Source organism: Bacteroides cellulosilyticus (assembly GCF_020091405.1).
Taxonomy (GTDB): domain Bacteria; phylum Bacteroidota; class Bacteroidia; order Bacteroidales; family Bacteroidaceae; genus Bacteroides.
In genome coordinates, this window is record NZ_CP081903.1 from 3,620,590 (window position 1) to 3,643,114 (window position 22,525).

The following is a 22,525-nucleotide window of genomic DNA, read 5'->3' on the forward strand; positions in this document are numbered from 1 at the left end:
GAACTTAGAGCATGTGGGATAAGTAATTGAGGGAAATATTCTTTTTATATTAAAACGATGAAATATGATTGAAAGTAAATATAACTATTATACACAAGATGGAGATAAGATGATTTGTCTGAATGGTATCTCTAAAATGGTTTTTTCTGTTCCAATAGATACTTTTAATTTTATAAAGGAGATATTGACGGATGAAAATAAGCAGGTACAAGAGCCTGCCATAACAGAAAGACTTGTGGAAATGCATTTCTTGGTAAACGACAACAAACAGGAAATCGATACTCTGCTGGAGAATAAAAGAAAGGATGCAAATAGTTCTATTTATCAATTGATTCTCAATCCCACCCAAGATTGTATTTTTAGATGCTGGTATTGTTACGAGACTCATCGGGAAAGTAAGATGAGTGACACCACGATAGATAATATCAAAAGGCTTGTGATAAAAGTGTTGGACCGGGAAGACATTGATAGAATAATGATAGGTTGGTTTGGCGGAGAACCTTTAATGTATTTTGATGATATTGTTTATCCGTTGTCTATTTTTATCAAGAAGGAAGCTGAAAAACGAAATAAATCTTTTTCTTGTAATATGACAACAAATGGCTTCCTGCTGACAAAAGAAGTTGTAAGAAAATGTAGTCTGATAAATTTAAACTTGCTACAGATTACCTTGGATGGCGATGAGAATAATCATAATAAAACCAGAAATAAGAATGGAGAACCCTCTTTCGAAAAGATAGTGGATAATTGCATAGACTTCTGTTCTTATCTTCCGGATAATCGTTTAGCATTAAGGATTAATTATACTGATAAAATAATCCAAACTGATTTTGCAAAAGTACTTGACGTAATTCCGGAGAATATACGTCCTCAGATCGATGTTATGTTTAAAAGAGTTTGGCAGACATATGACAAGAAGGTGCAAAAGACACCTTTAGGACTACTCAGTAATGTGGAAAAACTGAAGAAGATGAATTTCGGGTATAACTATGAAACGGATTTTAGTTTTATAGGAGGATGTTTATGTTATGCTGATAGAAATAACTATGCTAATCTGAATTTTGACGGCAAGGCCTATAGATGTACTGCCGAAGATTATAATTCATGTAACGCATTGGGTTATTTGAATGATGACGGTGACATAATTTGGGAAAATGAAACAGTGAAAAACTTTTGCTCAAAACCCTATATTGAGGATACCAAATGTATGGAATGTAATTTATTGCCTATATGCGGTGGACCTTGTTTTAAACGTAAATATCAGTATATCACCAATAAAACAGATTTCTGTATGGTGGATAAACTGGATACTGACCTGGATCATTTTGTGAGAGAATATTATGGATATGTTCAGAAGAAGAAACATAGAATATTAGAAGTATGAAACGATTAATTATTAGCTTGTTCCTGATGATATATGCTTTAGGTTATATTATGGGGCAAAATATTACCGGATGTTTGGTTGATGATAATAAGGCTCCTATTTCATACGCTAATGTCGTACTATTATCTCTGCCTGATTCAATCTTTTTAGGAGGTGTTGTTACAGATGATTCGGGTTACTTCTGTTTTGAGAAACCCGACAGTCGGGGGAAATTGGTACGTATATCCTCTATTGGCTATGAAACTGCCGAGTTTCTTCTGACTAAAAGGGAATTGGGGACATTGATATTGAAAACTGCCACTATGATGTTGGATGAGGCTGTTGTTGTAGGCAGACGTCCTACTTATTCATTGAAACAGGGAACTTTGACAACTAATGTTGAAAATACTCTGCTAAGCAGCTTAGGTACGGCTAATGATGTTCTGAAGCGTGTTCCCGGGCTACAAATAAACGATGGGAATGTAACTGTTTTTGGGAAAGGAACTCCTTTGATATATATTAATGGACGCCAAGTAAGAGATTTGTCTGAATTGGAGCAACTCAATTCGAAAGAAATAGCTAAAGTTGAACTGATCACTAATCCCGGAGCGGAATATGATGCAGAGGTGAAAGCCGTATTGAGAATAAAGACAGTGAAACCTGTTGGAGAAGGAATTGGTGGAAGTGTCCGAACTGCATTGCAGAAAGGAGAATTATGGAGTAATAATCAGCAGGTTGCATTGAACTACAGAAAACAAAAACTGGATATATTCGGATCTTTATATTATGATAAAAAAAGAAGAATAGAGAAGCAGGAAGACTTGCAAACCGTGTATGCTGATCAGGTGTTAGAGATAAACGGAAAATCGCGTTCCCCTCTTTCTCTGGATTATATTCAGGGAGAAGGCGGATTAAATTATCAACTTGATGATAAAAATTCGGTAGGTCTGCGTTATACAATTAATCATAGTTCATCAAAGAGTTCTGTCCCTGATAATTATGAGGTGAAATTGGATGGTGCGGCCTATGATCATCTTGATTTTATGAACAGAATGAACGGGGATGGTGATACCCACAAAGTAAATGCTTATTACACCGGGATGTGGGGATCTAAGTTGGGAGTAGACTTAAATATTGACTGGCTATATGGGGATAGTGAAAACAATCAAAATATTACAGAACATAGTACGACAGAAGGTGAACGAACCGTTCACGCACGAAGTGCTTCCCGTAATAATTTATATGCCGGGAAATTAGTTTTTTCCTATCCGATAGCTAAGGGGACATTGAAATTTGGCCCTGAAGTAAGTTTTACTAATCGCCATAGTAGCTATGTGAATAAAGAACAAATTTTAGAGGACTCGCACAGTAAGGCCACCTCTGACAATCAGTCTGTTTTTATCAGTTATGATGTACCGATAAACAAGGTGTACTTGTCGGCAGGACTTCGCTACGAACATGTTTCTTTTGCTTATTACGAGGAGGATATAAAGCAGGAAGAACAAAGTAAGGATTATAATAATATATTTCCCAGCTTATCCATCTTCTTTCCGGTTAAGGAATGGCAGTTTTCTTTAGGTTATGCTGCCCGTACGAAGCGTCCTACTTATTCGGCTTTACGTAGTGATATACAATATGCCAACCGCTATACCTATGAGCGTGGTAATCCATCGTTGCAGCCGGAGACGGAACATGATATTTCATTTCAGACGATGTATAAGTATGTTCAATTTTCTGTTTACTACTCTTATACAAAAGATGCCATCCTTTCTGTAACTTATCCTTATAAAGAAGATAATCTGGTCACTGTATTCGGAATTGAAAATGTTTCCAAGTGGCAAGCTTATGGTGCCTCTTTGTCCGTTGCTCCTAAAATTGGAATCTGGGAACCTATCTGGAATTTTGAATTCATGCGGCAAGTATTGGAAGGAAAATATCTGGGTAAGCAAAAGCATTTTAACCGTCCGGCAATAGCGGCCAGTTTAACTAATCAGTTTCGTTTGCCGTGGGGACTCATATTTTCAGCCGATATATCTTGTTCTAATAAATATCACTCGGGATATGTTTTGAATAAGGCCAATATGTGGGTAGATTGCGGATTAAGAAAAGCTTTTCTTGGTGGAGCCTTGAATGTTAGTTTGCAGGCAAATGATATTTTTGCTTCTATGAGGAATTCTTTTATAAATTATGGAGAGATTATGACTTTTGATAAATGGAACTATAATGATAGTCGCCAAGTGAGATTAAGGGTTTCTTATCGTTTCAATGCTTCACGTAGCAAATATAAAGGTACAGGTGCCGGTATGGATGAGAAGGCAAGATTATGAAGACAGTGTATATAGTATTGGTTAAATAACTTGATTTTGTTAATTGCAATCACCCCAAATAGCAATAGCCTCCGGATTTTTCACGTGAGGCTATTTTTATAGTAAAAAGATATGGAATGATCGAAGCAGATACCGATTTATCTACATTTATTCGAGAATATTATGATTCACGTAAAAAGAAATTAGTAAAATATTGTTGAAACAAAATGGATTGAATAGCTTTGTAGGATTATCCTTCCGAATTGTAAAACCAAACATATTGTAAGAATGAAAACACACATCATTTATCTACTTTTTACTTTCTGTATCTTATCAGGCATTTATGCACAAAATGTGAGTATATCCGGTAGAGTTACTGACGGGAAGGGTGAACCTTTAGCATTTGCAAATATCGTTATCGTACAGGATAAGGACTCTATGGTATTTGTCGGAACGGTTACGGATATGGAAGGAAACTTTATGCTCGAAACTACAAAAGAAAATCTGGTTGTTAAGGTCAGTTATCTGGGATATGTGACTACATCTGTGACGGTAAAGCAGAATGTTCTGAATACAATAGAACTTGAAGAAGATGCCAACTTGTTGGGTGAAGTAGTTATCAAAGGGACATGGAGATGCTATCAGTGTATTGGGTAAAGGTACTCCAGTGATTTATATCAATAATCGTCTTGTCAGGAATGATAATGAATTGGAGAGGTTGAGCTCTACACATATAAAGAAAGTTACTGTGATTACTAACCCCGGACCGGAGTATGATGCTTCTGTCAGCGCAGTGGTTCTGATTGAAGCCATACGTCCACCCGGAGAAGAGATAGGCGGTGAGGTTTTCGGAAGAATGGATGTCAGGAGCAAAGTTTCTGCCGATGGAGCGGTGTATCTGAATTACCGTAAGAATAAATTGGACCTGTTTTAGTTTCTGACTGGAACTCTATATTGATAATGAGATTTATGGCCATTGAAATACTGATTCAACGACTTAACTCCTTTAACTCCTAAAAAACAATATTTGCGAAACTAAAGTAATGTAGTGTCGCATTTGTATTGCAATGTTGCTGTATATGCTTTGCGTAACTGCTGCATATTGCTTGCATAACTGCTGTATATGCTTTGCAGTGATACTGAATATGCTCTGCAGCGATACTGTATGTGCTCTGCAGTGATACTGTATAAGCTTTGCAGTGATACTGTATGCGCTTTGCAGTGATACTGTACGTACTCTGCAGTGATACTGTTTCCGCTTTGCAGTGGTTCGGTGTTATGGATGTAGGGAAACGGAACAGTGGTACATTGATTATCGACCCTAATTCCTTTAATAAAAATATAGTGGGGGATGTGGGTGTTTGCTTCGATAAAGCCCCATTTGCAAGCCCTTTTATGCACATCTTAAGAGAATTTTTTCATATCTGTAAAATGGATTATTTTTTATGATTTACAATGGTTTACGTTGGAAAATAGCCTAAAACTTAGTGCTGACAAACTGTTTGTCGTCACTTACAATCACTTTGTCGTCACTGCCGTCAAACCCCTACTGCCAAAGGGTTTGACGGCTATCAGTGCTGGAGTGCTGACAACTTATAGAAAAACTTTATTTAAGCTGATATTCAATTGTGATATGACTTTCTATTATCTGCGTTATCAAACGGATTTTCATCGTGCTCCCGATGAAATGGTAGACAAGAATATCCGTACCGACTATAGTAAACTGAAAATGCTGGCACGCATTGACCATGATACCACGTATGAAGGTAGTCGTATGAGCACTATCGAAGAGATTGCTGCAACAGGTGAAATTATGGTGGACTTGCATACTTCTTTTCCTGCCGAACGGGTGGCGGATATAGACAATTTCCGCAGTCTGTTGTATTATTATGGGTTGCTCACCATGTGTGGCACGCGGGGCGACCGCTTGAAGATGTGTATTCCCAATAACTGTGTACGTGAGCAATATTTCGGTTTCCTGCGCGATTATTATCAGCAGATTCATCAGCTAAATCTTTCTCATCTGAAAGATTTGATAGATGACCTAACCTACGACGGTCAGTGGAAACCTTTCTTTGAAACGATGGCTAAGGCCTATCGTGAAAGTTCCTCTATACGCGACACCATAGAAGGCGAACGCCATCTGCAAGGCTATTTGAAAGCATATCTTGCCCTTGCCTCCTATTATCTGGTGAAGCCTGAACTGGAAATGAACTATGGTTATTGTGACTTCTTCCTGTTGCCTGACAAGCAACGTTATCCGGATGTGAGGCATAGCTATATCCTGGAACTGAAATATGCTGCCCGTACGGCAACCGACTCTGAACTGGAGGCGCAAGCCGGAGAGGGACGTCGGCAATTGCTGCAATACAGTGAGGACAAGATGGTGCGCGGCCTTGCCGAGGGGACAACACTGCACCGATTGTTACTGCAATTCCGTGGCTGGGATATGGTGAGATGTGAGGCAGTCTGAAGCTTTATACCATATCATCTCCCGTCTTCACCACAGCCACCTTCAGTGTCTTATGGAACGGGATGAAAGCGGAAACTATTGCGATGGTCAACGCTGTGATTAACAAATACCCGATAATGGTTTTTATTCCCAACAATAAACTTTGTTGTTGCAGGATGGCGTAGAGGCTGTTGGTGGCTATCTGGCTGGCTTCGTTATATCCATGTCCCTGTGCCAGTGCATTGTTCAGTGCCTGGCTGTAGCGTGTGGAAGTCACAGGATTAGTCAGTACCATGTTCTCCGAGAGGGTATTTATTCCCTTCATCTGCAAATGATAAAGTGCATTGCTGAAGAATGAGGCGGATATGGCAGGAGCCAGTACCGAGCGGAAAGAAATCAGGAAAAAAGCATTCGATAGCATCAGTTTGGGGTCTAAATCCTCTACTACATATACACCAAAAGCGATGAAGAGGCTCATCATAGCCAGCCCGCGCAGGAATACCGGAAGGTAAAGCATCTCATAAGTAGAGTAGGGGGTGACGCCAAAATAGAGTATCGCCAAATAAATGACGTAGCAGAACATTCCTCCTGAAATGAGGAAGCGGAACCGCCACCGTTGCCAACGGAACCACCAGAAACAGATGATGGCTCCCATTATGAAACCGGGTATGAGCAGCAGGCTCAGCGAGTTGGCGTGTACGCTATCTACTTTAATAATACTGTTCAGATAGTTGGTGATAAGTGAACTGCTGGCACTGAAAAACATTACCAATACCATGAAAGTATATCCGATGATGGACTTATGATGATGGAGAGGCTTTAGGCTGACGTAAGGCTTTTCTTGTGTGCGCTGCCGCTGTACAAAGAGATAAATAAGCAGCGGAATGGTGAGAACGTACACTTTAATCTTTATAGAATCAAACCAATCCAGCGTTTTCCCGTAAGTAAATACATATATGCTGAATAGTAGTGCTGCTGCTATGATGAACATGCTTCGTCCGTCTATATCTTTATATGGAATACGCATAGGGCGCTTGGCATACCGGAAGAATAATAAGATGAAAATAATGGCAATGAGCATCAGTAGAATGGTGAAGTAGTACATATATTGCCATTGATAATAGTAGGCCAGTTGCGCCGTCAGCGCCATTGAAATCTGTCCGCCGGAGAAAACGATGGGGTAGAAGTAGGCGTAGAATTCGCTACGTACATTCTTCGGGCTGAAGAACGGGCGAATCTGAATGATGAATTCCAGCATGATGAAAGCTTTCAGAAAACCGATGAAAAAGCTGCAAATAATCGTAATATCCATGTTGCCGACCTGGGCGCAGACGAAGCTGAGAATGATTTGCAGTAATAAATCGGTCAGTAGCAAGGTCTTTGGGGTGGCTATAGCACGAATCTTAGGAATGATGGGATAAGCTACCGCCATACCTGCCGCTGCCGCATAATACCCCATTGTGATGTCTTCGCTGAGTATCCCGAGGGTACTGCTGACTTCCAGCATGCTTCCCGTATAGGTTCCGTTGAGCATAATGATAGGGAACATCACCACGAACATAGTGACAATACCCAGCCATTGCGGTACCCAGGGGCGGAGTGGAAGGTTCAGTTTTACCATCAGTGGATTTTTTTATTTTCTCAGTGCTTCGGTTTCTACCATCATGCCTGCGCGGAGGCTTTTCATCTCTTCGGGAGTGGCATCGTCCAGCTCGATGCGAACGGGAATGCGTTGCTGCACTTTCACGAAGTTGCCGGCTGAGTTATCAGTCGGAACCAGGGCGTACTTGGAACCGGTTGCTTCGGATATGGCGGTAACTGTGCCGTGAAAGATATGCCCGCGGAAAGCATCGACCTTGATGCGTACTTTCTGCCCGATGTAGATGTGGGAAATCTGCGTTTCTTTGTAGTTGGCGGTGATCCATTTGTCGTTGCCCCGTACAAGATAGGAGATGGTTTGCCCAGCTTGTACGAATTGTCCCGGTTCGAGGGTACGGCGCCCCATATATCCATCGTAAGGAGCGGTGACTATCGTATAAGAGAGATTCAATTTTGCCATATCCAGATCTGCTTCTTTGCGGAGGATATTCGCCTCGATGCCAGTGGATTTCTTACTTGTTTCGGAGTATTGGGATTTTGCCGCTTCCTTTTGTTGCAGCAGGGCCTGATAGCGTGCTTTCGTTGCTTCGTAGGCGGTTTTTACCTGTTCATACTGTTGCTGGCTGACGGATTCTTCGGCAAGCAGGTTGGCATAGCGGCGATAGTCCTGTTCCTGCTGCCAGAGCTTGGCCTTGGTTTCTGCAATGTTGGCTTCCTGAATGGCTACATTTACTTGCGAGGTCTGAATGCCGGAGCTTAATACGTCTTTTGCACCTTTCGCATCCATCAGGGCAGCTTCCGCATCCTTTACTTTGATGAGATATTCCCGGTTGTCAAGAATGAGAAGGGTGTCTCCGGCATGTACAGGCTGGTGCTCCGTGAAGCGGACTTCCTTGATATAACCCGAAGCGCGGATATTGAGCGGAGCTATATACTGGTCTACTACGGCATCATTGGTGATTTCGTAATGAACGTATTTCCAGAAGTAATTGATCGTCCATGAAATTCCCGCCAGTGCAAGGAGGATACATACCGTATTGAGGGTGATATTCCTTATTCTTAATCTCTTTAGTTGCTTATGTTTCTTTTGTAATTCGGACATAGACTACAATTGTAAATTAATAATTAAAAAATGAAGCATTAAAGCATGCCACAGGTTCGCTGTAATTCATAGTAAGTGTAAATGGCCTGCGTACGGGCAACGGTCAGTTGCAGTTCAGCATCCAGCCGCACGCTGCTTGCATCCAGCAGGTCGGTGAGGATGGAAAGCTGGTTCAGGTAGCGGTTTTGCACAATCCGGTAGTTTTCTTCTGCCTGGCTGACAGAGAGCTTCAGAGCTTCTATTCGGTTCAGAGCCTCTTTATGGCGGGTGTAGGCAGTCCGGATCTGAATACGGACGTTCTGCATCAGGAGTTCTTCGGCATACTTTTGAAGTTGTACCGTCTGCCGGGCTTCGTGCATCTTGTGCTTATTCTGATAAAGAGATGACAGGTTGTATGAGAGGCTGAGACCGATGTTCCAGTTGTTGTTGTACATGTCAGCCAGCGTAGTGCTGAGTGGGCGTGCAAGGGTGTTGCCCGCATGCAGTGACAGGCTGGGAAGGTAGTTTGCTTTAGTCAGCCGGATATCGTTTTCTGCCAGCAGGGTTTGTTGGCGGACAATCTGCATGCCCGGATAGTTGTTGTAGGCTAATTGTACATATGTATCATAATCAGACACATTGACGGCGGTATACAGTAAAGTGGTGTCCGGTGTTATCAGCTGTGATTCGTCTAGTCCCAACAGAATATCAAGTTGCTGCGAAGCTATGGCGATGCTGTTGTCAGCTTCCTGATAGGCCAGACGGTCGTTGGTCAGTTGCAACTCACTGCGGATTTCATCATTGCGGGTGACTATGCCTTCTTTTTTCATCCGGCGGATATCTTTCAGTCGGTGTTCGGACTCTTCGATATTGCGTGCCAGCACTTCCCGCTGTTTGTAGTAACTGAAAAGCGTCATGTACTGTTGCAGTAGTACCAGCTTGATTTCGGCTTCGTTGTCGGCACTGGTCAGGGCGGCTATTTGCTTTTTAAGTTCGGCCTGATGTATTTTTGCTTGTATCCTTCCTCCCTGGTAGAGGGGCTGCGTCAGGTTGATGTTATAGTTTTGTGACCAGTCCGGCGTTTCGGGGCGCACGGGATGTGAAAGTCCCCGCTGAAAGATGACAGGCTGGCCTATGATTCCGGCACTGGCACCTACTTGGATATCAGGCAATCGGTCTGTGTATGCAGACTTCTTTTGATCATTATAGATAACCTCTTGTAGTTTGCTCTTTTTAAGTTGAAGACTGTTTTCTGTGCCCAGACGGAAAAGTTCGTCTACGGATAATAGATGAGCATTCTCCTGAGCGGTTAGCCACAACGGAGCTACAGCAAGTGTGTGAATGAGTAAGAGGCGAAGAAAATTAGAACTGATTGAATATCTCATAGAGTGTCTCTAGTTGATTGGAACATGCGTTTAGGTTCTCTATTCCCATCAGTTGGCCCGTCTGGGTATAAAAATCCTTGATGAGCGGGCGTACACGGTTGGATATCTCTTCTCCTGCGGGAGTGAGGTATACAAGTCGGTTACGGCGGTCGTTAGGGTCTTCCTGGCGCATGATCCAGCCTTTCTTTTCGAGGTTTGCCATCAGATTAGTCATGCAAGCTTTGTCTTTGGCTGTCTTTTCGGCTAATGCCTGCTGGCTGATTCCTTGTTCCTGCCACAGGGAACTCAATACTTGTAACATTTCAAAGGTGATATCTATGTTATTGCGTTTCAAAACGCGTTGCAGAGCTTGGCGGAATGCCATGCGGGTTCTTAGCATTTGCTGGATAAGCCCGCGGGATGAATTGTAATTCTCCATTGCTACGTTGCTTTTTATTTTTCGGGCGCAAAGGTAGAGCTTTTTATTGGAATTAGTCAAATGTTTGACTAATATTTGTAGGGAGAACATTTGAAAGGGCTACACACCAAGCAACATTTTTGATACAATTTCTTACGATGTAATGAGTATGAGTGAGGTTTTATACAGAGGTAATGAACTCGTTCAAACTGACATCTGTAGGCAATCCGATTTTTCTTTTAATCCGTTGTTTTGCCTTAACCACACCTGCAGTGCTTATGCAAATAGTTCTTGCTACTTCCGCACTGCTGTATCCTAAATAGGTGAGGATACAAATTATTCTTTCTCGCAAAGGCAGAACCATGAGTATCCTTTCTAAACATTCTCCACTGCGTCCGGAAAGCCAGAATAATATTTCTATGATATCAATCCAGCTTTCTTCCGGTCTCACAATATACTTACCCGGCATACCTTTCAGGCATGCCAGATTATATAATGCTGAAGAGTAATCTTTGATATAACTTTCCATGTACTATATCTTTATTATTCTGAGTATTTTAGCGGATGAAACAGCTTATTCGATAGATGATAGGATTTTATGTCATGGAACTGAGGGAAACATCGCATAGTTCCTCCCGGATATTTTTCACAAAACAAATCTGTTGATAGATAGAATCTGTTTTCATATCCCGGCAGTACAAATCTTCCGGTTCCTCCAAAGTCTGCAATTGTGAAACCAGAGTGGAAGAGGGAGGAAGGAATCAATACTTCATGATGTCCGCAATTTTGGGCTTTTAAGAATTCATCCAGGAATTTGAGGGCTTTCTCTGAAATTCTATAGATGGGATTGAAAGAGCGAAGTCTTTCTCCAAGCGGAATATCCATGGTTTTTCCTTGATAACTATTCCACCAAAACCATTCTTTCTCTTCTTCATATCCCATAATGTGAGTGCTTATAAAATCTGTATTGATGTCTGAAAACCCATCAAATAGAACGGTCCATTCGCCCGAAAATTCAACATCGTATTCTATGTTCCAGTAATGTCGATATCCGGAATGTTTTAGATAGAAATAGAGCAATGCAAAGTGATTGCTTCCCGGAGTGATGGTTTCCTCTATCGGTTCATATTTTAACTCATTGAGCATATCTGTAGTAAATATGCAATAGTCCATACCTTCTGGGAAATGAATCTCACTTTCATCTTCATGGTTCAGTAACAACACGACATCTCCGTACTTTTTAAACCCTTCTTTGATACGGAAATACTTCTCATTGATTGACTTGTGCATTTCATGTGCAACAATGACTACTATATCTTTCATATCTTTAGTTTCATCATTTGTAAATAGGTGACGGTTGATGCATTCCATGAGCTTAGCGGAGACTTTATAGTCTAATTTGCGGGCAAAAAGACGGTTACTGTTAATGATTTTCCACCAATGAGTTTCGTTAAGAACGATTGGAGAACATTTTCCGTCCCATAGAATGCAACGTTGATTGTTATTTTCTACCTTATCTGCGAAGATTGAGTTTAATATTACAGTGTGGAAGTATACTTCGTCCGCGGCGAATGTATATTTCAGCCGATTATAGAAACGTCGGAATTTCCGTTTGTTTTCGGTCATATGTTTTGCGCATTCATAGGTTATGGACATCCAGTTGGAGCCTCCATATAAATGTTCGAATTGATCGGGTATATGTCTTTTATAACCTATTTTTTTTTGTAAGGTAATGAATTTCTCAATGATTTTATACCCTTTGCGTGTGTTGTAATCAAACCAGTCATTTAGCCGGTAGTATACAAACCTGTCATAAGTGCCATGTTCCCATTTTTCTACCGGCAGTTTCATGTATTCAATAAACTCTCTTCCATTGTTATTTTTGAAAAAAGATTTAATGTCGTCTAATTTCTTTATGGGATAATCTTGCCCACTCATAAAGTGGATATAGTCAATTGAATTGTTCTTTACGATTTCTTGCAATAACAAGAGTTCGGCTTTCAGTATATTGAAGCCGCCCCAGTTTATTCTATATTTTTGATAAACTCCGGCTATTTGGCAATTGTTTTTAAGTCGTTCTATTTCTTCTTTAGTTATAATGCTTTTTTTATCGATATGGATATAGAATTTGAAATCTTCATCGAATAGCCCGATAAGATTCTTCAGTTGCTCTATGTCTTTGTGCCAAAGTAGCAAAATAGCATGTTTCATCTCTTTATTATTTTATCCAGTTCCATGTTTTAATGTACTCTTTCAACTCATCAGGCTGCATACTGCATACGTGGCAGTATTCTTTTTTAGTTATATATGCCACTTGCTCGTTACCATCACTGCTATTATTTCCTCGTGAATGGTATAGGTGGTATAGAGCCCCCGGTATTTTTATCGGCTTCTTGTTAAGAATCATCAATCTTTTATAGCGTTCCGCATCCTCCGGTCCCCATCCTATGAAATGTTCATTTTCCCATCCACATTCTTTATACAGTCTGACATTAACCAAAAAAGCTCCTCCTACAGAATAGTAACCACACATCAGGAACTTCATCATAGGGGACTTTTCTAAAAGACTAATTTTTAAGTTCTTGCAAAAGAGTGAAGAAAAGAATTCGTTAATGCTCCAAAAACAGCCGTCATAAGGATATGCCATAGTCGCCTGTTCTTCAATGATTGTCTTGTATGCCTTACTCAGTTGAGTAATAGGAGCAATGGCATCCGTATCCCAAATGGCGGCTATCTCTGTGGTGGTCTGTGCCAGCATTTTATTGATATAGTATGTTCTATGAAATGTCGGGTTTTCATCGTATATGAAGTGATAAACCAATCCTTCAATTGAAGGCAACTCTTTTAGATGCTGTTCTTTATCTGCTTCCATTACTATATAATTACAGCGGATATTTTGTGCATAAAATTTCAAAATGGTCAATAGATTACGTTCTCTATGCGAGGAGTCTATACGCACGGGAATGCAGAATGTCAAGTTCTCCAAATTTATTTTCTTACTGTTCCTCATAATCTTCTTGCTTTGTGTGGATTAATAAGCCGAATCCCCATCCGCATAGTGTTTCTATACTGATATTTCCCTTCCTGATTATTTGTGTAACTTCGTAGTGAAAAGAAGGAGTTTGCTCGTTGAGCTGTTCCAAGGCTGTATTAAAAATCTCCGGCTGGCTATATAGCAGGCTATAAAAGCCTAAGTTGCCTAAAAACTCTATATAGAAATTTATTGTATGATTTTGGGGCAAATTATTTACACTTTTGATAAGTGCATGGTAAATATAGTCATCCAATGGCACTTTGTTTTTGATTTGATGATATATATTCTCTGTTGACTTTATTAGATTTTGTGTTTGATATGGATAAATATGCTCTTTATCCATTTTTTTTAGAAAGAAGAGAATGGAGTGAAGCATTGGTAAAGATATATCCATGGGAGAGTATATATCTTTTATCGTACAATGCAGCAGTCTGTCACATTCGTCTATCAATGCAAGCAGTCTCTCTTCTATAACGTATCTTTGGAGCGAGTCTTCTTGATTGAACAACTGTGTCAGGTAAATGCCGATAGAAAATAGAGGCTCTTTTTCAGGCAGGTAGATTGGCATTGTTATACTTTGGTATAAATAGTCGCTCCACACTACCTTGTGCATATTGGTGGTAATACTATTTTCTTCTAATACTTCATTATTGGATAAGTATTTCATTCCCCATGCTATACCTATTTTCCCGTCAAACAAGCGATTGGGCAATTTATTGGTGGCATTAATAACTTCAAGCAGCATTGTTGCAGATAAACTTCTGGCTTTTCTGTTATTCTTATATTCTGAATAGAGTGCCATAAATATGCATATTTCCATTAGTCCGCCTTTCAAGTAGGGTGGGAGGCACTTCCGGTCTTCGTTAATCAAGCGTTTATAAACATCATCAACTAGTTCTCTTTTCATATATCACAGTTTTAGATTCAATAATCTTTCAAGTAGGTTTTTCTCTTTTGTCACTATGGAGGCTGTGCCTTTGATGGTTTTTATCAATGGCAGTTCTTTTCCGTAGTTTGTTTTCAGATTGTGTGGCAAAGATATTTCCAGTACATAATATCCTTCTTGGTCAGGTACCGGAGATATTGAAACAACCTTTCCTTCTATGAAGCCGAACTCTTGTTCCGGAAACGCGGGGAAGCGGATGATTGCCCGTTGTCCTGTTTTTACCTTGCCGATTCCATCCATTGGGAGAAGAGCTTTTCCTATGGGTCTTGTTGCATTTTGAGGAATGACTACGAACATGGTTTCACCACTTTCAACGGTTTGGCTCATTTCCCATGGTTGCATGAAGGCTACCGTACCGTTTACCGGACTTACCAACAGATAGTTCTTTTCCCATTCAGACAATGCTACTTGCAGGGAGGCTATGGTGTTCAGAAGTTCCGTCTCATAGATTCTGTCTTCCTTCATGTGTTGCAGATAATTGTCCCAGGCAAGCATACAGGAAGAATAGGCCGTTTGTGTATCTCCCAACTCAGGGATTCTGTGGAAAAACAGAATGTCCGTCTGCTCAATTTGCGAACCTTGTGCTTTCCATGCTTTCAGGTTTTCCTGTAAGTAGAATATGTCTTCTGTTGTGGCGGTATTTTGTATTACACCGATAATGTCTTTTTCATGGATAGCCTGCTTATTCGTTACATACAGTTGCTCTATCCTTCCTGCTGTTTTGGCGATGATGTATGCAGGCGGTGCTTGCGTGGTAAGTGTCATTTCTGCTTCTACCGAATCCGGATAGTTGAAAAATGTGCTGCCAATCAAGAGTATGAGCAAGATGCCCAGTAAGACGGAAATGCCATAGCGGAGAATAGATGGTGGGATATGATTCATCACTTCCTGCACTTCCTCGCTTCTCAGTTCAATTTCCTTATGTATATTGTCTTCTCCCATACTTTGATATTATGTTAACTGCCAAGTTCCAGTTGATTTTTTACTAATTGGTAATATTTCCCTTTTTGGGCAGTGAGTTCATGATGAGTTCCTTCCTCGGCTATTTTCCCTTTATCCAGTACTACTATCTTGTCGGCATTGCGAACGGTGCTGAGACGATGAGCAACTACAACAACAGTCTTGCCCTGGTAGAACTTGTTTAAATGTTCCATTATCTCTTTCTCATTGTTGGCATCCAGGGCATTGGTTGCTTCATCAAAGAATAGGAAATCAGGATTTTTATATACGGCGCGTGCAATAAGTAACCGCTGTTTTTGTCCTTGGCTGACTCCGTTTCCCTCCATTCCTATCTTAGTGTTGTATCCTAAAGGCAGAGAATCTATAAAGTCGCGGATATTGGCTACAGTTACTGCATGCTTTAGTCTCTCAAGGTCAATCTGCTCTTCGCTGACGGTAATGTTATTGGCTATCGTATCCGAAAAAATGAATCCGTCTTGCATTACGGCTCCACTTTTCGATCGCCATAAATGTGGGTTAATAGTTTCCAGAGAAGTATCTCCTAATCGTATTTCTCCTTTTTGCGGGGAATAGAATCCTAACAACAACTTTACCAGTGTCGTTTTTCCGCTTCCACTGGCACCAACGATGGCAGTCACTTTTTTTTCGGGTATGCTGAGGCAGACATCATCCAGTACATAGTCGCGGTCGGAACCGCTATAGCTGAAAGATACATGAGTGATTGTGATGTTTTTCTGCATCGGAAGTATTTGTTGTTTGGATGCAATATCCTGTTCTTCATCTTTCCTTTCATGTATCTCGTTCAATCTTTCCAAACTGATTTTAGCATCTTGCAGTTGCCGAGCGAATCCGATGAAAGCACCTATAGGGCCGTTAAGCTGGCCAATGATATAGGTGAGAGACATCATCATACCCAATGTCATTTGCCCTTCCACTACTGATTTGGCAGCTATAAATGAAATAATGATATTGGTTGTTTGGTTGAAAAAGACAGAACCTACTTGTTGTACTTGTCCCAAAGCCAGTCCCTTGACACTGATTTTGAATAATTTTACTTGAATACGTTCCCATTGCCACCGCTTCTGTTTCTCACAGTTGTTCAGTTTTATTTCCTGCATGGCTGTTACCAGCTGTATCAGGCTGCTTTGTTCGCTGGATGCTTGTGAGAAACGTCGTATATCCAGTTCCCGGCGATACTTCATAAAACAGAGAATCCATACTACATACAGCGAATTGCCGAGGAGGAAAATACCTAGGATAATCAGGTTGTAATAAGCCAGAATAAAGCCGAAAATGAAGAAATTGACGAATGAGAACAAGGTACTTATGGACGATCCGGTCAGAAATGTTTCTATGCGGTTATGGTCCCCAATACGTTGCATGATGTCACCTATCATTTTGGTATCGAAATAGCGTAAAGGCAACTTCATCAACTTGGCTAAGAAGTCAGATATGAGAGAGATGTTTATACGTGTGTTCATGTGCAGCAATATCCAACTGCGGATAAAGTCTACAGACAGCTGTGAGATGGATATTATCAGTTGAGCTACGAGAATTAAGGTGATGAAATTAAGGTTCCCATCCCGGATGCCGACATCTACCAATGATTGTGTGAGAAACGGGAATATCAATTGCAACAAACTGACGGTCAGCATGCCAAGTATCAATTGCAACAGTTGTTTTTTATAGGGTGTAAGGTATTGCAGGAAAAATGAAAGCTTTCTCTGTTTGCTTTCCGGTTCATCTTCCTGGCTATAAAAATCCGGTGAAGGTTCCAGAGCCAATGCAGCTCCTTTCTCATCTCCATCAACCTTTGTTGATAACCAGCATTTTTTTAATTCTTCTTCATGGTAGGTGACTAGGCCAGTTGCCGGATCAGCAATATGGAAAAAGTGTTTTTTTTTCTTTTTTCGTATCTTATAGCATATTACGAAATGTCTTTGTTGCCAATGTAGAATACATGGAAGTGGCACATCCTCAATTAGCTGTTGAAAAGAAATACGTACGCCTGATGTGCGGAAACCTATAGATTCGGCAGCATCGCTAATACCCAGCATGGACACTCCTTCACGGGTAATGAAAGAGCGGTCGCGCAAAGTTTGTAACGAATAGATTTTTCCGTAATAATGGGAAATCATCCGTAGGCAGGTGGGGCCGCAGTCCATCGCATCAAGTTGGAAATAATGGGGAAATGCAATTTTCATTCTTAATTCCAAGATTTAAAACCTAACCAACGATTTATGTATTTCACTCTTTTATCAAGCAGAGATTGGGCTTTCCAATCGCCAATTCAATATTGGATAGAGATGGACAAAGCCATTGATAAATACAGTCGGAACAAGGTTTTTGTTTACGTACATTAAACCAGGATTGCCCTTTGGTAAACTCTTTATAAACAAGATCTATTGGTAAGTTTTTAATTGTACCCAGTGAGGGATGATTGATATTTGAATAGACACGACCATCAGATAATACCGTTAATCTTCCGAAATCATTAAGGTTTATACTTTGTCTGACAAAAATATCTCGTTTGGTAAGGGGTATCTCAGTAAGTTCTTTTTTATCCAGATATACTAAATTCCTGAAGAAATCAAGATTGTCTTTCACTATGGGAATTATTTGATAATCTAATTTTTTGTTATCCCTTTCTATTGTATCTAAAACATATTCATATTCCGCCTCTGATGCAACAAGGAAGTAGTAACACACATTTATTTTATTATGATTAACCAACAATTCTTCCATACGGTTTATGTTCTTAACCATTACTTGTACAATGGTATCCTCCTGCATTGTCAAATCTGTATATGCTTGCATGTAATGCAAATAATCTATATCAGTAACAGTTATCACTAATTGAATATGCAGTTGATGTAGCTCATTCAGTAATATAGAATAAGAAGGATATGTAAATAGAGAACCAATGAGATAAATGCGCGTTAAATAAGGATTCTTGCTATTGTAGCAGAAGTCTATGATATCACGATAATCTAAACTTTCATTTATCTTTAATGGATATATAATCTGTTTGTATAACTCGTTTTCACCATTGGCAGTCCCATTGATGTAGAAGAAAACTTCATGCAAATTATCAAGTATAGTACCCTGAATGCCTCTATTGTGTTCCCATACATAACGTTGTGTATTATCCTGAACTTTTAAGATAGGCATCAACGAAATAGGACGTTCCTCATAGGTTACTTCTCTTGTAAGGCATCCCATGTTATTAGTTATAATGGAATCAATCCATGCAACTGTCTTTTTATCTTGAAGCTGATTATCAGATACCATTACTGAATACAAATTGTCAGCCTTCAGCAACTCATTACCTATTTTTTTCACTTCCCCTGTATTCACAAAATGGAAAGACGTTGCATTCAATGTATTGTACAGTAATCCTTCCTCTCCTTTAAGCCATAGGAAAGTCTCACTATTAAGTGTTAGCCAATTCTTTTTCATAGTCTATGATCTTATAGATACCTCATTTAAAATCCTTTGATAAGCTCCCGGATGCTTTCGCAAATAAATTAGCTGCTTTGTAGCATTGTGAGTCCATGACTTCATCGGACAGAAACTCAGGCACTTTGTTTCGTTTGTTCTGATATCATCAATTTGATATACACATTGCATGCAGTTCTTGTACAAAGCACAAACACTGCACTGTTTGTTATATTTTTGTACAAAATGGTTATGTCTATCTGCAACATATTCATAATTCAAATCAATATATTCATCGTGTATGAATCCTACAGCGAAATCATGGTCTATACGTTCGCAAGGGATGATTTTCCCGTTTACTGTAATAAACATTTTTTTAGAGAAAGGAGTACATGTTCCTGTAGGAAAAACGGTTAATTTATTTTTATCTAGAAACAATTCGTTATAAGTGTTATATACATTGTTGGTTTCAAAGAAAATATAATTGGCCAACTGATGTATATCAGGAGCGCTTATGAACATTTCAGCTTCTAAAGCCTCGCAGTTATGCGCTTGTTTGAGGCTTTCAGAAACATTTTTATAAGTATTTATAAACTCTTTCTTTTTATCATCTTTAATACCTGAATTGTTTAGAGGGGCAATTCTGGGGGATTTGTTAAAATTGTCTTTAATAAAGCGATAGGTCGCTTCAACGCTGTTCCTATTATGTAAAACAGCGTTGAATTGAACTAACTTATCAAAATAATCCGGATATTTTTCTTGTAATAATTTGATGTTGTGAATAACTCGCGAGAAAGAATTACGACCGGTATGGTCAACCCTGTAACTTTGTCCTTCTTCATCGCCATCCAAACTAATAAGTAAACGAATATCTTTTTCTACAATGAAATCCATATACTTATCAAGCAACATCGCATTTGTAGTCATGTTGTAGAAATACTTTTTTCCTACGAAGTCGAGTGATTCCAAATAAGATATAATCTGTTTGATTAACGGTACATTCAGCAATGGCTCTCCTCCATAAAAGCTAATTGATATGGGAAAAGAAGTTCCTTTTACATAGCTTTTTCTCCATAAATCATGTAAATAATCTATGATTAATTGTGCTTTTTTAAAAGGAAGCATTTTATTTATCCGTTCATCATATCCCTGATAGAAATCTGCATAGCCGCAATATTTGCATCTTAAATTGCAAGCATCGGTAACCTCAAAGACCAATTGCTTCAAGTGTATCAGATTATGTTCTATCTGATTGGCATCAACTAATTGAAACCTATCATTCATTCTTTCTTCTTTCATTTCCCCTTTTGCTTTAGTTTGCCCATAAACAAGATGTTATTGCCTTCTTCATCAATGGATTCCAACATTGTTTCCAACTGTTTGCGATCCTCGGCAGAACAGTCGCTGTCGGCAAGGCGTTTTTCTATTTGAGTAATTAGACGTCCCGGCTCAAACATCTGATAGAACCATCCGTTACTGAAATTGAACATTGGAGCCTCCATGTGCCCGAAAAAGTCATTTATCAGTCGGGCGTAATTTGAAGTTTGCTTTTCTTTATTCACTGCTATAATACCCTTGTCCCATAGCATGGCAGTCAGATAATAGCCGGGCAACTCATTATAAATGTGCAGTGGAGTTTCGGACACTTTACCAAAATCCATCTTGAACTTGGGATAGATTTTGTTAGCATTCTTGTCATAGTGGAAAAGTGTGTCGCAGGAGGACAGCCAGAAGCTGAATTCAGGAACATTATGGTAAGCAAATATATCTTGATTGAAGTTTTCCTGCAAAAAGTTAGGAGTAGGCTTTAGTTCTTGTTTAAATAAACCGTTTTTGTTATATACGGTAGCGAGGAATTTTTCCTTATTGTATGTGAAAGGCATGTGAATAATGGTTATGTCTCCATTGTCATCCACCTCTACTTTCGGTTTGCTCAGTTTTTCTTTGGTGACAATTTCGCGTACAAATTTTCCGTCAGTATTATACACTAAAACCTTGGGTAAAGAAAAGAAAAAGGATAAATATATTTCTCCAGTTTTTTCATTAATAGCTTCATCATAAATAGTTTGTGAATATTCCCCCGGACCATTTCCTATAGCTCCGACTTGGCATTTTAATTTTCCATTGTGGTCAAAAAGTAAGAAAGGCAGACTCTCAGATTGGCGAATACCTATGTAATGATCCGTAATACATAGGTTACAGCTTTTGAAGAAAGCGTTATCTGTATTTTCAAAGCGTATGATTTTGAGATCTTCCACCAATTCGCTTAAGTTAATATTAATGGTATTTTTTACTTGATCAAAGTGACAAACAGTCAGTGCGTTCTCATTAGACTCGACAAATGTCAATGTGCCGTCACCTTTAGGGGAAGTGCTGCAACTTGCCGTTACTAAAACTGTATATAAGGCTACTGCGACTTTAAATCCTTTTATATTCTTCATATTTTCTTATTTATTTAGCTTCATATTGAAGATTTTACATAGCACTGGCATTTATAGGTGCTCCGTATTTAGAACGTACCGGGGTTTCGTTTATCCTGCCTGGAGTAAATTTGGGTAATAATTTAAGTACTCTGATAAATTCTTTATCTATAGCAGGATGTATGCCTTTAACGATTATCACATCTGAAACGGCGCCATCTCTTTCTACGATCAAGTCAACCCTTCCTTTGCCGCTAACAGGCTCTATATCTGGATATTTGAAGTGTTTACTGATAAAATCAAGAAGTTGGGAGTTATTTAAAGAAGGAAATGCTCTTACCACTTCAGACTCTTCGTAGATTTTATTCAAATCTATCTCTTTTGACTCAACTATATTACTTTGGGGGGGCTTGTTCTGTTGAGAATCAGCAGTTACCGGCTTTTTCTCTTTTCTGCTGCTATCAATAGTATAACCTTTTTCTTCAAGAACTGTTGTAGAAGCCTCATCTGTTAACGTGTCTGATAGAACTGTTTTTACATCTGCTTGCTTACTTGATTTTCCGGTACAACCTATTACTGTAATTGTGAGGAAAAACATACAAAAACAATACCGTGCATTCTTAAGTACTAATATTTTCATACAAATATGTTTTATAACAATTTTTTATAGATATACGTTCATATTCATTGAAATGAAGAATCGCATAAATAATTTTTGATTTTCATGTATTGAAAAAATTCTCTGTTGAAAAATCACTCACTAATAAAAATGAGAAAGTATTTTTAACAGAGATTTTTTCATATAGATACCATTTTATTGATAATCCAACAGATCTTATCTGCTAAAAGATAAAGCTGATAAGATGGCAGGTCACTTCATGCATGCGGTTGAAATGTTAAGTAACAAATCAATTGGAGTTGCTAGATGTACTTTGTGAATCATTGGCATTTCCATTAGCATGCGTAGATGATCCTCCATAATAAGAATCATTAGGCCCTTGTTGAGGACCAGCATAGGAGCAGAGACATACGCTAATGCAAGCACAAGCCCCACCTTTAAGCATGTTTTGTTCTCTTTCTGCCATCTCGTCTTGAGCAAGATTCTGCAAAGAAATTTTTTTAAGTTTCTTCATACTTTAGATGT

Annotated in this window: 20 protein-coding genes; 5 read left to right on the top strand and 15 right to left on the bottom strand. The window is 39.3% G+C overall.

What is annotated here, in order from left to right; genetic code table 11:
• The first annotated feature begins 64 nt into the window (after nt 1–64).
• The 5 genes from K6V21_RS13075 (at nt 65) to K6V21_RS13095 (ending at nt 6,142) form a co-directional block, all read left to right on the top strand.
• Nucleotides 65–1,384 (top strand): radical SAM/SPASM domain-containing protein, encoded by a 1,320-nt coding sequence (locus tag K6V21_RS13075; protein WP_224318876.1) that lies wholly within the window; start codon nt 65–67, stop codon nt 1,382–1,384.
• Nucleotides 1,381–3,690 (top strand): outer membrane beta-barrel family protein, encoded by a 2,310-nt coding sequence (locus tag K6V21_RS13080; RefSeq protein ID WP_224318877.1) that lies wholly within the window; start codon nt 1,381–1,383, stop codon nt 3,688–3,690. Before K6V21_RS13075 ends, K6V21_RS13080 begins: the two co-directional genes overlap by 4 nt.
• Nucleotides 3,691–3,957: 267 nt before the next feature.
• Nucleotides 3,958–4,326 carry a carboxypeptidase-like regulatory domain-containing protein gene (locus K6V21_RS13085; RefSeq protein ID WP_224318878.1) on the top strand — a complete coding sequence of 123 codons (369 nt, stop codon included), beginning with the start codon at nt 3,958–3,960 and terminating at the stop codon, nt 4,324–4,326.
• A 10-nt stretch (nt 4,327–4,336) separates the two neighbouring features.
• The gene (locus K6V21_RS13090; protein WP_224318879.1) at nt 4,337–4,603 is read left to right on the top strand and encodes a hypothetical protein; all 267 of its coding nucleotides are present in this window, start codon (nt 4,337–4,339) and stop codon (nt 4,601–4,603) included.
• 531 nt (nt 4,604–5,134) lie between these two features.
• Nucleotides 5,135–6,142, top strand: coding sequence for a PD-(D/E)XK nuclease domain-containing protein (locus K6V21_RS13095; protein ID WP_224318880.1), 1,008 nt, complete (start codon nt 5,135–5,137; stop codon nt 6,140–6,142).
• A gap of 4 nt (nt 6,143–6,146) precedes the next feature.
• Here the strand turns inward: K6V21_RS13095 and K6V21_RS13100 are convergent, their stop codons facing one another.
• The 15 genes from K6V21_RS13100 to K6V21_RS13170 all read right to left on the bottom strand — a co-directional run bounded on the left by K6V21_RS13100 (nt 6,147) and on the right by K6V21_RS13170 (nt 22,514).
• The gene (locus K6V21_RS13100; RefSeq protein ID WP_118295112.1) at nt 6,147–7,742 is read right to left on the bottom strand and encodes an MFS transporter; all 1,596 of its coding nucleotides are present in this window, start codon (nt 7,740–7,742) and stop codon (nt 6,147–6,149) included.
• A 12-nt stretch (nt 7,743–7,754) separates the two neighbouring features.
• Complete coding sequence (locus K6V21_RS13105; protein ID WP_224318881.1) at nt 7,755–8,822, bottom strand: HlyD family secretion protein; 1,068 nt, start codon at nt 8,820–8,822, stop codon at nt 7,755–7,757.
• Nucleotides 8,823–8,860: 38 nt separating this feature from the next.
• Nucleotides 8,861–10,186, bottom strand: coding sequence for a TolC family protein (locus K6V21_RS13110; RefSeq protein WP_224318882.1), 1,326 nt, complete (start codon nt 10,184–10,186; stop codon nt 8,861–8,863).
• The gene (locus K6V21_RS13115; protein ID WP_224318883.1) at nt 10,164–10,604 is read right to left on the bottom strand and encodes a MarR family winged helix-turn-helix transcriptional regulator; all 441 of its coding nucleotides are present in this window, start codon (nt 10,602–10,604) and stop codon (nt 10,164–10,166) included. Before K6V21_RS13115 ends, K6V21_RS13110 begins: the two co-directional genes overlap by 23 nt.
• Before the next feature lie 160 nt (nt 10,605–10,764).
• Nucleotides 10,765–11,112 (bottom strand): helix-turn-helix transcriptional regulator, encoded by a 348-nt coding sequence (locus K6V21_RS13120; protein ID WP_224318884.1) that lies wholly within the window; start codon nt 11,110–11,112, stop codon nt 10,765–10,767.
• Nucleotides 11,113–11,126: 14 nt separating this feature from the next.
• Nucleotides 11,127–12,794: a beta-1,6-N-acetylglucosaminyltransferase gene (locus tag K6V21_RS13125; RefSeq protein ID WP_224318885.1), complete on the bottom strand. Its 1,668-nt coding sequence runs from the start codon at nt 12,792–12,794 to the stop codon at nt 11,127–11,129.
• A gap of 7 nt (nt 12,795–12,801) precedes the next feature.
• On the bottom strand, nt 12,802–13,455 hold the full coding sequence (locus K6V21_RS13130; RefSeq protein WP_224318886.1) for a galactosyltransferase-related protein: 654 nt from the start codon (nt 13,453–13,455) through the stop codon (nt 12,802–12,804).
• Between the two features lie 124 nt (nt 13,456–13,579).
• Entirely contained in the window at nt 13,580–14,524 is a 945-nt protein-coding gene (locus K6V21_RS13135) for a hypothetical protein (protein ID WP_224318887.1), read from the bottom strand.
• A gap of 3 nt (nt 14,525–14,527) precedes the next feature.
• Nucleotides 14,528–15,505 (bottom strand): HlyD family efflux transporter periplasmic adaptor subunit, encoded by a 978-nt coding sequence (locus tag K6V21_RS13140; protein ID WP_224318888.1) that lies wholly within the window; start codon nt 15,503–15,505, stop codon nt 14,528–14,530.
• 14 nt (nt 15,506–15,519) lie between these two features.
• On the bottom strand, nt 15,520–17,727 hold the full coding sequence (locus K6V21_RS13145; protein ID WP_224318889.1) for a peptidase domain-containing ABC transporter: 2,208 nt from the start codon (nt 17,725–17,727) through the stop codon (nt 15,520–15,522).
• A gap of 43 nt (nt 17,728–17,770) precedes the next feature.
• Nucleotides 17,771–18,982, bottom strand: coding sequence for a TIGR04150 pseudo-rSAM protein (locus K6V21_RS13150; RefSeq protein ID WP_224318890.1), 1,212 nt, complete (start codon nt 18,980–18,982; stop codon nt 17,771–17,773).
• 3 nt (nt 18,983–18,985) lie between these two features.
• A complete protein-coding gene (locus K6V21_RS13155; RefSeq protein ID WP_224318891.1) occupies nt 18,986–20,260 on the bottom strand; it encodes a radical SAM peptide maturase in 1,275 nt (424 codons plus the stop codon).
• Entirely contained in the window at nt 20,257–21,402 is a 1,146-nt protein-coding gene (locus K6V21_RS13160) for a 6-bladed beta-propeller (protein ID WP_224318892.1), read from the bottom strand. Before K6V21_RS13160 ends, K6V21_RS13155 begins: the two co-directional genes overlap by 4 nt.
• Before the next feature lie 34 nt (nt 21,403–21,436).
• Nucleotides 21,437–22,021: an energy transducer TonB gene (locus K6V21_RS13165; RefSeq protein ID WP_224318893.1), complete on the bottom strand. Its 585-nt coding sequence runs from the start codon at nt 22,019–22,021 to the stop codon at nt 21,437–21,439.
• A 268-nt stretch (nt 22,022–22,289) separates the two neighbouring features.
• Entirely contained in the window at nt 22,290–22,514 is a 225-nt protein-coding gene (locus K6V21_RS13170; RefSeq protein WP_224318894.1) for a TIGR04149 family rSAM-modified RiPP, read from the bottom strand.
• Nucleotides 22,515–22,525: the final 11 nt, after the last annotated feature.

Coding starts and splice junctions, on each gene's coding strand:
- K6V21_RS13165 (WP_224318893.1), bottom strand. CDS start 22,021: ATGAAAATATTAGTACTTAAGAATGCACGGTATTGTTTTTGTATGTTT.
- K6V21_RS13155 (WP_224318891.1), bottom strand. CDS start 20,260: ATGAAAGAAGAAAGAATGAATGATAGGTTTCAATTAGTTGATGCCAAT.
- K6V21_RS13130 (WP_224318886.1), bottom strand. CDS start 13,455: ATGGAAGCAGATAAAGAACAGCATCTAAAAGAGTTGCCTTCAATTGAA.
- K6V21_RS13075 (WP_224318876.1), top strand. CDS start 65: ATGATTGAAAGTAAATATAACTATTATACACAAGATGGAGATAAGATG.
- K6V21_RS13110 (WP_224318882.1), bottom strand. CDS start 10,186: ATGAGATATTCAATCAGTTCTAATTTTCTTCGCCTCTTACTCATTCAC.
- K6V21_RS13150 (WP_224318890.1), bottom strand. CDS start 18,982: ATGAAAAAGAATTGGCTAACACTTAATAGTGAGACTTTCCTATGGCTT.
- K6V21_RS13140 (WP_224318888.1), bottom strand. CDS start 15,505: ATGGGAGAAGACAATATACATAAGGAAATTGAACTGAGAAGCGAGGAA.
- K6V21_RS13100 (WP_118295112.1), bottom strand. CDS start 7,742: ATGGTAAAACTGAACCTTCCACTCCGCCCCTGGGTACCGCAATGGCTG.
- K6V21_RS13135 (WP_224318887.1), bottom strand. CDS start 14,524: ATGAAAAGAGAACTAGTTGATGATGTTTATAAACGCTTGATTAACGAA.
- K6V21_RS13145 (WP_224318889.1), bottom strand. CDS start 17,727: ATGAAAATTGCATTTCCCCATTATTTCCAACTTGATGCGATGGACTGC.
- K6V21_RS13105 (WP_224318881.1), bottom strand. CDS start 8,822: ATGTCCGAATTACAAAAGAAACATAAGCAACTAAAGAGATTAAGAATA.
- K6V21_RS13170 (WP_224318894.1), bottom strand. CDS start 22,514: ATGAAGAAACTTAAAAAAATTTCTTTGCAGAATCTTGCTCAAGACGAG.
- K6V21_RS13115 (WP_224318883.1), bottom strand. CDS start 10,604: ATGGAGAATTACAATTCATCCCGCGGGCTTATCCAGCAAATGCTAAGA.
- K6V21_RS13085 (WP_224318878.1), top strand. CDS start 3,958: ATGAAAACACACATCATTTATCTACTTTTTACTTTCTGTATCTTATCA.
- K6V21_RS13160 (WP_224318892.1), bottom strand. CDS start 21,402: ATGAAGAATATAAAAGGATTTAAAGTCGCAGTAGCCTTATATACAGTT.
- K6V21_RS13080 (WP_224318877.1), top strand. CDS start 1,381: ATGAAACGATTAATTATTAGCTTGTTCCTGATGATATATGCTTTAGGT.
- K6V21_RS13125 (WP_224318885.1), bottom strand. CDS start 12,794: ATGAAACATGCTATTTTGCTACTTTGGCACAAAGACATAGAGCAACTG.
- K6V21_RS13120 (WP_224318884.1), bottom strand. CDS start 11,112: ATGGAAAGTTATATCAAAGATTACTCTTCAGCATTATATAATCTGGCA.